This window comes from Saccharothrix sp. HUAS TT1, from assembly GCF_040744945.1.
Taxonomy (GTDB): domain Bacteria; phylum Actinomycetota; class Actinomycetes; order Mycobacteriales; family Pseudonocardiaceae; genus Actinosynnema.
Genome location: NZ_CP160453.1, coordinates 513178 through 528260 on the forward strand (window position 1 = coordinate 513178; position 15083 = coordinate 528260).

The 15083-nt window shown below is 72.9% G+C and carries 12 protein-coding genes; 1 reads left to right on the forward strand and 11 read right to left on the reverse strand.

Features of this window, described 5'->3' with window-relative positions; genetic code table 11:
• Positions 1 to 108 precede the first annotated feature (108 nt).
• The 11 genes from AB0F89_RS02485 to AB0F89_RS02535 all read right to left on the reverse strand — a co-directional run bounded on the left by AB0F89_RS02485 (position 109) and on the right by AB0F89_RS02535 (position 14254).
• Positions 109 to 774: a sirohydrochlorin chelatase gene (locus tag AB0F89_RS02485; RefSeq protein ID WP_367132114.1), complete on the reverse strand. Its 666-nt coding sequence runs from the start codon at positions 772 to 774 to the stop codon at positions 109 to 111.
• Positions 771 to 1886, reverse strand: coding sequence for a uroporphyrinogen-III synthase (locus AB0F89_RS02490; RefSeq protein WP_367132116.1), 1116 nt, complete (start codon positions 1884 to 1886; stop codon positions 771 to 773). The genes AB0F89_RS02485 and AB0F89_RS02490 overlap by 4 nt, the downstream gene beginning before the upstream one ends.
• On the reverse strand, positions 1883 to 2203 hold the full coding sequence (gene nirD, locus AB0F89_RS02495; protein ID WP_367132118.1) for a nitrite reductase small subunit NirD: 321 nt from the start codon (positions 2201 to 2203) through the stop codon (positions 1883 to 1885). The genes AB0F89_RS02490 and nirD overlap by 4 nt, the downstream gene beginning before the upstream one ends.
• On the reverse strand, positions 2200 to 4704 hold the full coding sequence (nirB, locus tag AB0F89_RS02500; protein WP_367132120.1) for a nitrite reductase large subunit NirB: 2505 nt from the start codon (positions 4702 to 4704) through the stop codon (positions 2200 to 2202). Before nirB ends, nirD begins: the two co-directional genes overlap by 4 nt.
• A gap of 119 nt (positions 4705 to 4823) precedes the next feature.
• Entirely contained in the window at positions 4824 to 6176 is a 1353-nt protein-coding gene (locus tag AB0F89_RS02505; protein ID WP_367132121.1) for an MFS transporter, read from the reverse strand.
• 100 nt (positions 6177 to 6276) lie between these two features.
• Positions 6277 to 7719, reverse strand: coding sequence for an FAD-dependent oxidoreductase (locus AB0F89_RS02510; RefSeq protein ID WP_367132122.1), 1443 nt, complete (start codon positions 7717 to 7719; stop codon positions 6277 to 6279).
• The gene (locus AB0F89_RS02515) at positions 7716 to 9761 is read right to left on the reverse strand and encodes a molybdopterin oxidoreductase family protein (RefSeq protein WP_367132124.1); all 2046 of its coding nucleotides are present in this window, start codon (positions 9759 to 9761) and stop codon (positions 7716 to 7718) included. The genes AB0F89_RS02510 and AB0F89_RS02515 overlap by 4 nt, the downstream gene beginning before the upstream one ends.
• A 94-nt stretch (positions 9762 to 9855) precedes the next feature.
• Positions 9856 to 10653: a TIGR02569 family protein gene (locus AB0F89_RS02520; protein WP_367132126.1), complete on the reverse strand. Its 798-nt coding sequence runs from the start codon at positions 10651 to 10653 to the stop codon at positions 9856 to 9858.
• Positions 10654 to 10886: 233 nt separating this feature from the next.
• Positions 10887 to 12059 carry an adenylyltransferase/sulfurtransferase MoeZ gene (gene moeZ, locus AB0F89_RS02525; RefSeq protein WP_367132128.1) on the reverse strand — a complete coding sequence of 391 codons (1173 nt, stop codon included), beginning with the start codon at positions 12057 to 12059 and terminating at the stop codon, positions 10887 to 10889.
• Between the two features lie 115 nt (positions 12060 to 12174).
• Positions 12175 to 13206 carry a DUF3152 domain-containing protein gene (locus tag AB0F89_RS02530; protein ID WP_367132130.1) on the reverse strand — a complete coding sequence of 344 codons (1032 nt, stop codon included), beginning with the start codon at positions 13204 to 13206 and terminating at the stop codon, positions 12175 to 12177.
• Between the two features lie 64 nt (positions 13207 to 13270).
• Complete coding sequence (locus AB0F89_RS02535) at positions 13271 to 14254, reverse strand: alpha/beta fold hydrolase (RefSeq protein WP_367132132.1); 984 nt, start codon at positions 14252 to 14254, stop codon at positions 13271 to 13273.
• A gap of 139 nt (positions 14255 to 14393) precedes the next feature.
• Here AB0F89_RS02535 and AB0F89_RS02540 point away from each other — a divergent pair, with 139 nt between their 5' ends.
• The gene (locus AB0F89_RS02540; protein ID WP_367132134.1) at positions 14394 to 15041 is read left to right on the forward strand and encodes a TetR/AcrR family transcriptional regulator; all 648 of its coding nucleotides are present in this window, start codon (positions 14394 to 14396) and stop codon (positions 15039 to 15041) included.
• The last annotated feature ends 42 nt before the right edge of the window (positions 15042 to 15083 follow it).

Consider the following 15083-nt stretch of genomic DNA (forward strand, 5'->3'; position numbering starts at 1 on the left):
AGCCTCAACTATTCCGACAGTGCCGAGCGTTGAACTCGGGGGTCGTGAACGTAGGACACGGTGGTCCTGAACGTAGGACTCTCGCGTTCTGGAGGTAGGACACGCGGGTCAGGCGGCGTCTTGGAAGCAGCGGGCCTCGTAGTAGCGCAGCAGGACGGCTTCGACGACGCGCAGGTGGGCGCCGATCGGGGCGGCGACGACGGCGGCGCCGGAGTCGGCGACGACGCGGTGGAACAGGCCGGGCGCCAGCAGCCAGGAGGCGACGGCCACCCGACCGGGCGCCGACGCGACGACGTCGCCGACGCGGGGTTCGGCGGTGGCGGCGTAGCCGATGGCCACCGGGCCCACCCGGCGGGCCAGGGCGGCGGCCACGGCGCGGACGTCGGCCAGCGCGCGGGGGTCCGAGGAGCCCGCGGCGGCCAGCACGACGGAGTCGCCCGCGGTCCAGCCCGCCTCGACCAGGCGGGCCAGCAGGGCGGGCAGCAGGGCCGGGCCGATCGGGTCGGTGATCACCACGTCCGGGTGACCCGATGCCTCGACCTGGGCCGGGATGTCCGTTCGGACGTGGTAGCCCGCCGCCAGGAAGGCCGGGACGACGACGGCCGGGCCGGAGGTGGACGACAGCACCGACGTGACGTCCGGTTGCCGCACGTCGGCGTAGGCCACCCGCACCGGCACGCCACCCAGGCGGGCGCGCACCAGCGACGCGATCTCCTCCACCACCACGGCCCCGGCCGGGTCACGGGTGCCGTGCGCGACGAGCACCAGGGTCATACCGCCACCTCCGCGGGATCCAGGGCCAGGCGGTAGCCGCGCTTCACGACGGTCGCGACCATCCGCGGCTCGCCCAGCGCCGAGCGCAGCCGGCCGATCGCGGTCTCCACGGCGTGCTCCTCCCCACCGCTCGGCAACGCCGCCAGCAGGTCGCGCCGGGACACCACCCGGCCGCGCGCGGCGGCCAGGACGCGCAGCACGGCCATCGGGGCGGGCGGGACGGGCCGCAGCTCGCCGTCCACCACGACGGCCTGGCCGCGCAGCTCGACGTCACGGGTGGCGATCCGCAGCCTGGTCGCCCGCGCCGGCAGTTCCAGCGTCAGCTCGCGGGCCAGCGCGCCGATGCGGGCCCGCGCGGGCTGCACGACCGGGACACCGGCCCCGACCAGCGGTCCGGCGGTGATCGCGCCGACGCCCACCACCAGCACCTCGCGGCTGAGCAGGGCCAGCAGCTCGGTGCGCCGGCCCATCGCGGCGGCGGTGCGCAGCACGGAGGCGGCGGCGGGCGCGCTGGTGAACGTGAGCGCGTCCACCTGACCCGCCAGCACGGCCTCCAGCAGCCGCTCCAGGGGCGCGGGGTCGGACGGGCCGGTCCAGCGGTAGACCGGGACCTCGACGACCGTGGCGCCGGCCGCGCGCAGGGTCGACGTGAACTCCGGCAGCACGTCGCCGTGCAGCTGCACGGCCACCCGCCGACCGGCCACCCCGGACCGCACCAGGTGCTCCAGCAGCTCGGCGTTGCTCTCGCCCTCCGGCGACCACGTCTCGACCAACCCGGCGGCGCGCACCGCGCCCCGGGCCTTCGGCCCCCTGGCCAGCACCCGCGCCCCGGACAGCCGGGACAGCAGGCGCGCGCCCAGCCCCCAGCCCTCGGCGGCCTCCACCCAGCCCCGGAAGCCGATGCCGGTGGTCGCCACGGCGAAGTCCACCGGTTCGTCCACCACGGCCCTGGTCGCGGCCAGCAGCTCCGCGTCGTCGGGCAGCGGCACGATCCTGATGGCGGGACCGTGCAGCACGGTCGCGCCCTTGCGCTCCAGCAGGGCGCCCAGCTCGTCGGCCCGCCGGGCGGCGGTCACCCCGACCGTGTACCCCGCCAGCGGGGCGGCGGTCACGGCGACCCGACCTGGACGACGCCGTCGGTCACGACCACCGGGTGCACCGGCACCCCGGTCGAGGGGTCGTCCAGGCACTTGCCGGTGCTCAGCTCGAACGCCTGCTTGTAGACCGGTGACACGACCACCGGCACGCCGCCCCGGTCGCCGACGATGCCGCGCGACAGCACGGCCGCGCCGCTGAACGGGTCGACGTTGCCCAGCGCGTGCACCGCCCCGGAGGCGGTGAGGAACACCGCCACCTGGGAGCCGTCCGGCAGCAGGGCCGCCACGCCCTGGTCGGGTCGCAGGACGCTCAACTCGCACACGGGTGTCATCGGGGAACCTCCGCCTGGCCGACACTGGGGACACCGAGCAGGACCGGCACCTTCTGCCCGCGCTCCTCGCGGAACGAGATCGTCGGGTCGGGCGTGCCGGGCGCGTTGACGAACGACGTGAACCGGGACAGCTTCTCCGGGTCCTCCAGCACGCCGCGCCACTCGTCGGCGTAGTTGTCGACGTGCTTGGCCATGGCGGCCTCCAGGTCGGCGCAGATGCCGAGGCTGTCGTCCACCACGACCGCGCGCAGGTGGTCCAGCCCGCCCTCCAGCGACTCGATCCAGGTCGAGGTGCGCTGCAACCGGTCCGCGGTGCGGATGTAGAACATCAGGAACCGGTCGATCAGCTTGATCAGGGTCTCGTGGTCCACGTCGGACGCGATCAGGTCGGCGTGGCGCGGCGTGAAGCCGCCGTTGCCGCCGACGTAGAGGTTCCAGCCCTTCTCGGTCGCGATGATGCCGAAGTCCTTGCCGCGCGCCTCGGCGCACTCGCGCGCGCAGCCGGACACGGCGGACTTGAGCTTGTGCGGCGACCGCAGGCCGCGGTAGCGCAGCTCCAGCTCGATGGCCAGCGACACCGAGTCCTGCACGCCGTAGCGGCACCACGTGGTGCCGACGCACGACTTCACCGTGCGCAGCGCCTTGCCGTAGGCGTGGCCGGACTCGAACCCGGCGTCCACCAGGCGCTTCCAGATCTGCGGCAGCTGGTCGACGGTCGCGCCGAACAGGTCGATCCGCTGCCCGCCGGTGATCTTGGTGTAGAGGCCGAAGTCGCGGGCGACCTCGCCGATGACGATCAGCTTCTCCGGCGTGATCTCGCCGCCGGGGATGCGCGGCACGACCGAGTAGGTGCCGTTGCGCTGCATGTTGGCCAGGTAGCGGTCGTTGGTGTCCTGCAACGCCGCCTGCTCGCCCTCCAGCACGTGGCCGTTGTCCAGCGACGCGAGGATCGAGGCGACGGCGGGCTTGCACAGGTCGCAGCCGAGGCCGCGGCCGTGCCGGGAGATCAGCTCGGAGAACGTGGTGATGCCGGTGGAGCGGACGATCTCGAACAGGTCGGCGCGCGAGTGGTCGAAGTGCTCGCACAGCGCCCGGGACTGCTCGACGCCGCACTCGGCCAGCAGCTTCTTCAGCATCGGCACGCACGAGCCGCAGCCGGTGCCCGCCTTGGTGCACGCCTTGATGCCGGGCACGTCGACGGCGTCGCCGGAGTCGACGACGTCCACGACCTGCTGCTTGGTGACCGCGTGGCACGAGCAGACCTGCGCGTCGTGCGGCATGGTCAGCTCGACGCCGCCCTCCGGCCCGATCAGCGCGACCGGGTCGCCCGGCACCGGCCTGCCGACCAGGGACCGCAGCACGGTGTACTTGGTCGCGTCGCCGACCAGGACGCCGCCGAGCAGGGTCTTCGCGTCGTCGGACACCACGACCTTGGCGTACGTGCCCGCCACGGCGTCGTTGACCACGACCTCCAGCGCGCCCTCCTCCTCGGCGTGCGCGTCGCCGAACGAGGCGACGTCCACGCCGAGGAGCTTGAGCTTGGTGGACAGGTCAGCGCCGGGGAACTCGGCGGCGCCGCCGAGCAGCCGGTCCGCCACCACCTCGGCCATCGAGTAGCCGGGCGCGACCAGGCCGTACACCACGCCGTCCAGGTTGGCGCACTCGCCGATGGCGTAGACGTCCTGGTCGGAGGTCCGGCACGCCTCGTCCACGATGACGCCACCGCGCGGGCCGACCTCCAGGCCGGACGCCCGGGCCAGTTCGTCGCGCGGCCGGATGCCGGCGGAGAACACCACGACGTCGAGGTCCAGCTCGACGCCGTTGGACAGCTTGGCGAGCAGCCGGCCGCGGTCCCGCTCGATGGACGACGCGGACGTGCCGGTGTGCACGGTCAGGTCCAGCTTCTCGACCAGGCGCTTGAGCAGGCCGCCGCCGCCCTCGTCCACCTGCAGCGGCATCAGCCGCGGGCCCAGCTCGACCACGTGCGGCGAGATGCCCATGCCGCGCAGCGCGTTCGCCGCCTCCAGGCCGAGCAGGCCGCCGCCGAGGACCATGCCGGCGTGCCGGCCGACGCCGCGGGCCGACTCGACCGTGGCGCGGATGCCGTCGAGGTCGTCGATGGTGCGGTAGACGTGGCAGCCGGGCAGGTCGCGGCCGGGCACCGGCGGCACGAACGGCGTCGAGCCGGTGGCCAGCACCAGCGCGTCGTAGGGCTGGACCCGGCCCTTGGCGCTGCGGACGACCTTGGCGGCGCGGTCGACGTCCGCGACCCGGTCGTCCAGGTGCAGCTCCACGGTGTCGTCGTCGTGCGGCGGGAGGCTCAGCGACCCCGCGTCCCAGGTGTCCACGTAGGACGACAGCGCGACCCGGTCGTACGCGGGACGGGTCTCCTCGGCGAACACGACGATCCGCCACCGGCCGGCGACGTCCTTCTCGCGAAGGGCTTCCACCAACCGGTGACCGACCATGCCGTGACCGACCACCACGAGCGTTCGCGTCATGGGACCAATCCCTCCTTCTGCCGGGGTCAATGCTCACCGGGCACCGTGTCGTGCCAAGGTCGCGAATGTTGCGCAGGCGTTAAAGCAGCCTCACACCGCACTTCAGGGCGTTGTGTGGGTCATACACCGGCGTAGGCGAGGCTCGGCACGCGCGCGAAGACGCGACGCCGCATGTAGAACCACCAGGTGGTGGCCACGCACACGCCGTAGAACACCAGGAACGCGGTCAGCGCGGGCGCCAGCGTCTTGCTGCCCTCCAGCGAGAACTTGAACACCAGGTTGACCAGCACGCCGCCGAACGCGCCGACCGCGCCCGCGATGCCGACCACCGCCGCGGCCTGCCGCTTGGCCGACCGCGGGTCGTCGCTCTGGGTGGCGAAGATGGCCGGGATCATCCGGTAGGTGGAGCCGTTGCCCACGCCGGCCAGCACGAACAGCGCGATGAACGAGCCGAAGAACAGCGGGAAGCTGCGGACCTCGATGCTGACCAGCAGGCCGACCGTGCCGATCGCCAGGCCGAAGAAGGTGGCCACGGTGATCCGGGCGCCGCCGAACCGGTCCGACAGCCACCCGCCGAACGGCCGGCTCACCGAGCCGATGAGGGCGCCGATGAAGGCCAGCCCGACGAAGCTCTTGTAGTCGACGAAGCTCAGCTTGATCAGCGACGGGAACGCGAACGAGAACCCGATGAACGAGCCGAACGTGCCGATGTACAGGAACGACATCACCCACGTGTGCTTGTTCGACATCGCCTTCTTGTAGGACGTGCCGTCCGGCTTGGCCTGGGTGAGGCTGTCCATCATGAACCACGCGCACACCGCGGCGACCACGATGAACGGGAGCCAGAACACCGCCGCGTAGGCCAGGTTGACGCCGGTCCCGATGGAGATGACGATCGGCACGACGAGCTGCACCATCGCCACGCCGAGGTTGCCGCCCGCCGCGTTCAGGCCGAGCGCCAGGCCCTTCTTGCCCTCCGGGTAGAAGAACGAGATGTTCGCCATGGACGACGAGAAGTTGCCGCCGCCGAAGCCCATCGCGGCCGACGTGAGCAGGAAGAACCAGTACGGCGTGCCGGTGTCGGTGACCGCGATGATCAGCATCGCGCAGGGGATCAGCAGCAGCGCCGCGCTGATCGCGGTCCACGCCCGGCCGCCGAACTTCGGCACCGCGAAGGTGTACGGGATGCGCAGCACCGCGCCGACCAGGTTCGGCACGATCAGCAGCCAGAACGTCTGGCCGACGCTGAAGTCGAAGCCGACCGGGCCGAGGCTGACCACCACGATGCTCATCAGGCTCCACACCGTGAAGCCCAGGTTCTCCGCCAGGATCGACAGGACCAGGTTCTTGCGGGCGACCCGCTTGCCGGTCGCCTCCCAGAACGACGGGTCCTCCGGCTCCCAGTGCTCGATCCACCGGCCGCGCCGCTTCGCCTGCGGCGCAACGCTGTCGGTCTCCACCACCGTGCTCATTGGACCCTCCCGGACACCGATTTCCCGTTGTGGGAAACGTAAAGAAGACCAGTTACCCCGACGTTCGGGCAGGTGTCGTCGGCGGCAACTCCCCCGCACATCACGCGGACTGGGGCTGTGAGGCCGCGAGCCAGTCGACGATCCCGCACACAGCATCCTTGCAACCCCCGCAACCGGTGCCGGCGCGCGTGACCTCGGCGATCGCGGACAACGTGGTCGCGCCACCGCGCCACGCGCCGACCAACTGGCCCTTGCTGACCGTGTTGCACCGGCACACCACGGCGGACGCGGGCAGGTCGGCCGGGCTGGCCTCGTTCTCGGCGGGCAGCGCGCGGCCGAGCAGCAGCGCGAGCCGGTCGGTCGGCGCGGGCAGGCCGCGGTCGAACAGCTGGGTGATGGCCGCCGCCGCGTCCGGCGCGCCGAGCACGATCGCCCCGGTGACCTTGTCGTCGCGCAGCACGAGCTTGGCGTACCGGCCGCGGGCCGGGTCCTGGAAGCACAGCACCTCGTCGTCGGCCGAGTCGACGCCCACGTGCACGTCGCCCAGCGCGGCCAGGTCGACGTCGCGGGCCTTGAGCCTGGTCACCACGGTGGTGCCGGCGTAGCGGGCGGCCGGCGCGACGCCGGTGAGCCGGTCGGCGAGCACCGCCGCCTGCTCCCACGCGGGCTGGACCAGGCCGGACACCGTGCCGACGTGCTGCGCGCAGTCGCCGATGGCGTGCACCCTGGGGTCGCTGGTGCGCAGCGCGTCGTCCACCAGGATTCCCCGGTCGACCTCGATGCCCGCCTGCTCGGCCAGCCCGGTCTCGGCGCGCACGCCGGCCGAGACGACGACCAGGTCGGCGGGCACGTGCGTGCCGTCGGCCAGCTCCAGCCCCTCGCCGGACGAGTACCGGGTGGCCGGCACGCCGAGCCGGAACTCGATGCCCAGGCCCCGCAGCGTGCCCGCGAGCACCCGGCCCGCGCCGGGGTCGAGCTGGCGCTCCATCAGGTGCCCGACCGGGTGCACGACGGTGACCAGGCAGCCCCGGCCGGCCAGGCCGCGGGCGGCCTCCAGCCCGAGCAGCCCGCCGCCGAGCACGGCGACCGGCGTGCCGGGCGACGCCTTGGCCACGATCCGGGCGCAGTCGTCCAGCGAGCGGAACGCCACCACGCCGGCGGCCGGCGCGCCGTTGCCGTCCAGCAGCCCCTCGGTCGGCGGCATCCAGGACCGCGCCCCGGTGGCCAGCACCAGCGCGTCGTAGGGCACCTCGGTGTCGTCCACGTGCACGACCCGGCGGGTCCGGTCGATCTTGGTCACCGAACCGCCGAGCCGCAGGTCGACGTGGTGCTCGGCGGCCCAGTCCGGGCCGTGCAGCCGGACCGCCTCCGGGGTCAGCGAGCCGGCCACCACGCTGGACAGCAGCACCCGGTTGTACGCGGGGTGCTCCTCGTCGCCCAGCACGGTCACCGCGACCCGCTCCGCCTTCGGGTCGCGGTGGCGGAGCTCGTCGGCCAGCCGGGCGCCGGCCATGCCGTAGCCCACGATGACAACGTTCCTCATAGCGACTCCAATCGGACCGCGCACACCTTGAACTCGGGCATCCGGCTGGTCGGGTCCAGCACCGGGTTGGTCAGCAGGTTGGCCCGGCCCTCGCCCGCGTAGTGGAAGGGCAGGAACACCACGTCGATCCGCATGGACGGCACGCAGCGCACCCGGGCCGCGGTCCGACCGCGCCGCGACACCACGGCCGCCATCGCGCCGTCGGCCAGGCCGGCCCTGGTCGCGGTGTCCGGGTGGACCTCCACGTAAGCCTCGGGCTCGGCCCGGTTCAGCTCGGGCACCAGCCGGGTCTGCGCGCCGGACTGGTAGTGCTGCAGCACCCGGCCGGTGGTGGCCTGCAGCGGGTACTCGGCGTCCGGCGGCTCGGCCGGACCGCGGTGCTCGACCGGGACGAACCTGGCCAGGCCGTCGGGGTGGGCGAAGCGGTCCAGGAAGGGGCGGGGGGTGCTCTCCCGCACGACCGGCCAGTGCAGCGCCTCGCCGTTGCGCAGGCGCTCGTAGGTGACGCCGGAGTAGTCGGCCGCGCCGCCCTCGGACGCCAGGCGCAGCTCCTCGAACACCACCTCGGGCTCGGTCGGGAACCGCTCGGCGGGCTGGCCGAGCCGGGTGGCCAGGCCGCGCAGCACGTCCAGGTCGCTGCGCACGCCCTCCGGCGGCGCCACGGCCACCTGGCGGAGCAGGACGCGGCCTTCGAGGTTGGTCATCGTGCCGCTCTCCTCGGCCCACTGCGTGACCGGCAGCACGACGTCGGCGACCGCGGCCGTCTCCGACAGCACCAGGTCGGCGACGACCAGCAGGTCCAGCGCCGCCAGGCGGTCGGCGACGTGCTGCGAGCGCGGCGCGGAGACGACGACGTTGCTGCCGAACACCAGCAGCGCCTTCGGCCCGCCCGGTCGGCCGAGGGCGTCGAGGAGTTCGTAGGCCGAGCGGCCGGGTCCGGGCAGCTCGTCCACGCCCCAGACGTTCATCACGTGCTCGCGGTCCGCCGGATCGGTGATCTTGCGGTAGCCGGGCAGCTGGTCGGCCTTCTGGCCGTGCTCGCGGCCGCCCTGGCCGTTGCCCTGGCCGGTCAGGCAGCCGAAGCCGGAGCCCTTCACGCCGGGCAGGCCGAGCGCCAGGGCCAGGTTGATCCACGCCGACACGGTGTCCGCGCCGCTGGCGTGCTGCTCGGTGCCGCGGCCGGTGAGGACGTAGGCGTTGGCGGCCTCGGCCAGGACGCGGACCGCGGCCCGCTGGTCGGCCACCGGCACGCCGGTGACCCGCTCGACCCGTTCCGGCCACCACGTCGCGGCGACGCGCCAGGCGTCCGCGAAGCCGGTGGTGCGCTCGTCCAGGTACGCCTGGTCGAGGTGGCCGTCGGCGACGGCGGTGTGCAGCAGGCCGAGCGCCAGCGCGAGGTCCGTGCCGGGCGCGGGCTGCAGGTGTAGGGTGGCCAGCTCGGCGGTGGGCGTGCGCCGGGGGTCGATGACGATCAGCTCGGCGTTCTTCAGGTGCTGCACGAACGGCGGCATGGTCTCCGCCGGGTTGCTGCCGACCAGCAGGATCGCGTCCGCGTGGTCGAGGTCGGTGACCGGGAACGGCATCCCCCGGTCCAGCCCGAACGCCTTCAGGCCCGCGGCGGCGGCGCTCGACATGCAGAACCGGCCGTTGTAGTCGATCTGGGACGTGCCCAGCGCGACCCGGGCGAACTTGCCGAGCAGGTAGGACTTCTCGTTGGTCAGCCCGCCGCCGCCGAACACGCCGACCGAGTCGGGGCCGTGGACCCGCCGGAGTTCCGCGAGCTTGGCGGCGACGAGGTCCAGGGCCTCGTCCCAGGTGGCCGGGCGCAGCTCGCCGTCGCGGCGGACCAGCGGCGTGGTGAGCCGGGCGGGCGAGGTCAGCAGCTCGGCCGACGTCCAGCCCTTCTGGCACAGGCCGCCCCGGTTGGTCGGGAACTCCCGGGGCGACACCTTGCCGTTGTCGAGGGACATGGCGCACTGCAGCGCGCAGTACGGGCAGTGCGTGTCGACCCTGGTCGTGTCGATGCTCGCGGAGGCGGTCACGAGCCGACGGTAGGAAGTGGCTGTTAACGGCAGGACGCGGATTGTTTCGTCCACGCGAACTTGACTGCTCAGCACACCCCCGCAGGGGGTGAGGTCACATCAGGTCGAGCACCTGCGCGGCGGTCCGTTCGAGCCCGGCGAGGGATTGTCTGCTGGAACGGGGGTGCGACGCGTGCACCGCGAGCCGGAACAGGGTCGCGCGCAGGAGGATTTGCGGCCACTCGTCCAGGTGGGACCAGCGCTGCGCCAGACCGTGATCCGCGCCACCCCAGGACAGCGCGTCGACCACGACGACCGCCGCGCCGTACGGCCCGGGGCGCCAGTAGGCGGCGAAGTCGATGATGGCCGGCGCGGCGTCGCCCGCGAACAGCACGTTGCCGAACAGGTCGCCGTGCACGACCTGCGGCTCGACCGCGACCGGCTTGCGGTAGCCCGCGCAGACCTCGAACAACCGGCCGCCCAGGTCGGGGTCGAGGTCGGCCTTCTCCTCGTCCCACGCGCAGCGGTCGGCGGTGGCGAACAGGTCGGTGCGGGCGTCCAGGAAGCGCGGCCTGGCCAGCTCGGCGGTCGCCCGGTGCAGCTTGACGGCCACGTCGACGACCTCGTCGTGCCGCGGCTCGGCCCGGCCGGACAGGTACTTGGTCGCGGCCCAACCGCCGACGACGTAGCGGCCGTCGGTGGAGCGCAGCGGTCTGGCCACGCGCAGGCCGTCGACGTCCAGCGCGTCGAGGGTCTTGGCGACCCAGGTGGCCTCGGCGGGCTTGTTGGCGGGCCGGATGGCCGCGTCACCGCACCGCCACACCGGGCCGCCGTCGATCAGCTCCGGCTCGGCGTCCCGCGCGCCGAACGCGGCGCGCACGTGCGACGGTGGCGGCTCCGGAGTCGAGGTCACGCGGGGCACGCTACCTGCACCGGGGGCCCGTTTGGTGGACCTCATGCCCGGAACGCGCGGTGTCCACGCATTCGGCCCAACCGCACTATTGCGGTCTCACCCGACCCGACCCGCGAGGTCGCGTCGACCGTTCGAGCCCGGTGTTCGAGGACCACGCTTTCCGGTCCTCGAACACCGGGCTCGAACGGTCGACTTCCCAGCGACCGAGCCCGCGACGCCGAAGGCGGCGCAGATCAGTACGTCGGCAGCGAGGGGTCGACCTCGCGGGCCCAGGCGAGCACGCCGCCGCCCACGTGCACGGCGTCCTTGAAGCCGGCCCGGTGCAGCGCCGCCAGCGCCTCCGCCGAACGCGCGCCCGACTTGCAGTGCAGCACGACCTGCTTGTCCTGCGGCAGCTCGGCGAACGCCTCGCCGGACAGGATGCGGTCCTTCGGGATCAGCACCGAGCCCGGGATCTTCACGATCTCGTACTCGTGCGGCTCGCGGACGTCCACCAGCAGGAAGTCGTCACCGGCGTCCTGCTTCTGCTTCAGCTCCAGCGGCGTGATGGTGTTGCCCGCGGCGGCCTGCTGGGCGTCGTCGGACACCACGCCGCAGAACGCCTCGTAGTCGATCAGCTCGGTGATCTTGACGCTCTCCGGGTCCTTGCGGATCTTGATGGTCCGGTAGGACATCTCCAGGGCGTCGTACACCATGAGCCTGCCGAGCAGCGGGTCGCCGATGCCGGTCAGCAGCTTGATCGCCTCGGTCACCATGATCGAGCCGATCGACGCGCACAGCACGCCCAGCACGCCGCCCTCGGCGCACGACGGCACCATGCCGGGCGGCGGCGGCTCGGGGTAGAGGTCGCGGTAGTTCAGGCCCTGGCCGTTCGGGGCGTCCTCCCAGAAGACGCTCACCTGGCCCTCGAACCGGAAGATCGAGCCCCACACGTACGGCTTGCCCAGCAGCACGGCCGCGTCGTTGACCAGGTACCGGGTGGCGAAGTTGTCCGTGCCGTCCAGGATCAGGTCGTAGTCGCGGAAGATGTCGAGCGCGTTCTCCGAGTTCAGGTGGACCTGGTGCAGCACCACCTTCACGAACGGGTTGATCTCGGCCACCGAGTCGCGCGCCGACTCGGCCTTGGGCTTGCCGATGTCGGACTGACCGTGGATGACCTGGCGCTGGAGGTTCGACTCGTCGACGATGTCGAAGTCGATCACGCCCAGCGTGCCGACGCCCGCCGCGGCGAGGTAGAGCAGGGCCGGGCTGCCCAGCCCGCCCGCGCCCACGACCAGGACCTTCGCGTTCTTCAGCCGCTTCTGCCCGTCGACCCCGACGTCCGGGATGATCAGGTGGCGGCTGTACCGCGCGACTTCTTCCTTGGTCAGCTCCGCTGCGGGCTCCACGAGCGGCGGAAGCGCCATCTGAGTCCTCCTAGACGAAACATGTCCTGTACCGACGGACAACACCAGCCTGCCCGTCCGTCTTCCCCGATGGGAAGTCGTCCCAAGGCGCGGGACGGCCCGGCCGCACCAGCCCTTACTGGGGGGCCACCGGGAACGGGTTGGGCTTGCACACCTTGCCGTCGGCGGGCACCGCGTTGGCGTCGCCGCCGGGCACCGAGTTGAGCTGGGCGACGTAGTCGTTGGCCACGCCGAACGACTGCTGCATCATCACCGGGGCGAAGCCGCCGTCGGCCGCGCAGCCCACGTGCGGGTTGCCCAGGGCGTGCCCGACCTCGTGGTTGATGGCGTACGTGCGGTAGGCGCCGATGTCGTTGCCGTACGCCTTCGCGCCGCGCACCCACCGGGCGACGTTGATGATCACCCGGCTGGACGACCGGTGCCAGCACGACGCCTCGAACTGGATCGAGTAGCCGCAGATGGCGTGCGCGGTGTTCGTCGTGGTCAGGGCGATGGTGAAGTCGACGTCGTCGCCCTCGACCCGCTGGAGGGCGGTGGTGCCGGTCCCCGTCCAGCTGCGCGGGTCGGCCAGGAACCCGTCGACCGTGCGGGCGAACGCGTCGCGGTCGCCGTTGTAGTCGGCCGGCTCGACGCCGTCCTCGATCGCGATGTTGTACCGGTACAGCTCGCCGCCGCCCAGCTTCTCGGTCGCGCCCGGCACCACCTGGAACGTGCCCGCGCCCTGCTCGGAGTACTTCGGCCCCTCCGGCAGCACGGCCGTCGGCACGCTCTTCAGGTCGATCGGGACGGGCGGCTTCTCGACGGCCGCGGGCGCCTCCGGGGTGGACGTGGTCGGCGCGCTGGTGGCCGGGTCGCCCGCGGCGTCCGTCGAGCCACCGGTGTTGCCCGGCGCGGCGGTGTCGAGCACGACCAGGGCGGTCAGCACGAGCAGCACGGGGATCGCGTAGATCCGCCAGCCGTAGTTGGCGACGAGGCCCTTCAGCCCCCTGCGGCGCTTGCGGCGCCTCTGCCCGGCCGGCTCCCAGGACGCGGCCAGCGGCTCCGCGCCGGTGCGGCGCGTGCCGCGGCGGTAGCGGTCCTCCGACAGCGGCGGCCGGTCATCGGCGGACGGCGCCGCGTCGCGCTCGCCCTGCGACGTCCGGTTCACGCGACCAGGGTGCCACAAGCGCGCCACCGGGGCGGATTCCAGGTGACCTGTGCGCTCCCCGCCGTCACCACTCGCCCCGCTCGGCCGCCTCCCACATCCCGACCACCGCGCGGGCCACCGTCACCGGCCGCTCCATCTGCGCCACGTGGCCGGTGCGCGGCAGCACGAACAGCCGGCCGCGCGGGATCAGCCTGGTCACCCTGGGCGCCTTGCGCACGCTGACCAGCCGGTCCTCGGTGCCCCACACGACCAGGGTCGGCGCGGCGATCCGGGGCGGCAGCAGCCACATCGACTTGGACCGCGGCACCAGCCAGGTGCGGATCAGGTCGATCGTGCTGGCGCTCAGCGCGTTGCCCGCCCACGCCTGCGCGGACCGCTCGGTGTACTCCTCCTCGCTCTGCTCGATGCGGTTCTCCGGCACCGTGGTCGGGTCGGCGAAGCACAGCCGCAGCATCTGGTCGGTGCGCTCGCGCGCCGACACCGCGGCCAGCTGCTGCCGCACCCGCGCGCCCACGACCGGCAGGAACGCCAGCGGCAGCCGGCGGTCCGACACCCGGCGCAGGCTCAGCCGCAGGTCCGGCACGGCGGGCGAGACCAGGGTCAGGGTGCGCACCAGGTCGGGCCGGGCGGAGGCGACCATCAGCGTGATCGCGCCGCCCATGGAGTTGCCGAACAGGTGAACCGGGCCCGGACCCAGGGACTCGATGTACTCGATGACGACCCGCGCGTGGGTGGCCATCCGGAAGTCGTAGCCGTCGATCGGCTCGGACCGGCCGAACCCCGGCAGGTCCAGCGCGTGGCCCTCGACGTGCCCGCTCAGCTGGGCGGCCAGGTCGGTCCAGTTCGTCGACGACCCGCCCAGCCCGTGCACGTAGACGGCCCTCGAACCGGGCGGCCCGGGGGTGCGCCGGACGTACAGGCTGTGGCCGCCCACCTCGACGTAGTCACCAGGCCACGGCTGGATCGTTGTGTCCAGCGGAGGTAGCGGCGTGGTGGACAGGGGCACGTGGGTGATGGCGGTTCGGCGCGCCTCCAGCGTCTCGGTCACCACCCCAGGATGCCTCCCGGGCGTCCTACGAAACGAGAAGCTTTCCCGGATCGCTGCTACCAGCGAGTAAGGTTGCCGGACGAGCCGGCGGGGCAACCCCTTTCCGGTTCCGCGATGTGATTGGTCGGCTGGAGGCACCATGACGGAGACGGCCCAGACTGCGGTCGGGCACCAAGGCGGCGCGGCGGGGCGGGGTGTACGGCTCCCGCGGACCGCTCGGCGTGCCCAGTTGCTGGCCGCGGCGCAGGACGTGTTCGTGACCAACGGCTACCACGCCGCGGCGATGGACGAGATCGCCGAGCGGGCCGGGGTCAGCAAACCGGTTCTCTACCAGCACTTCCCGGGGAAGCTCGAGCTGTACATGGCACTGCTCGAGTCCCACGTGGACGAGCTGGTGAACCGGGTGCGCGGCGCGCTGGCGTCCACGACGGACAACAAGCAGCGGGTGAAGGCCGCCGTGGCCGCGTTCTACGACTTCGTGGACGGCGAGGGCCAGGCGTTCCGGATGGTGTTCGAGTCGGACCTGCGCAGCGAGCCCGCGGTGGCGCGGGCCGTGGAGCGGGCGACGACCGACAGCGTCGAGGCCATCACCGACACCATCACCGCCGACGCGGGCCTGGACGAGCACCGGGCCCGGCTGCTGGCGGTCGGGTTGGTGGGGTTGTCGCAGGTCACGGCGCGGTCGTGGCTCGCGGACGACCGCAAGCTCGCCAAGGAGGACGCGATCGCGCTGATCTCGAACCTCGCCTGGCGCGGCATCGGCGGCGGCTTCCCCCTGCAACACTGAGCCGCGCGGTGAAGGGCCGTCCCCGACGACGGCCCTTCACCC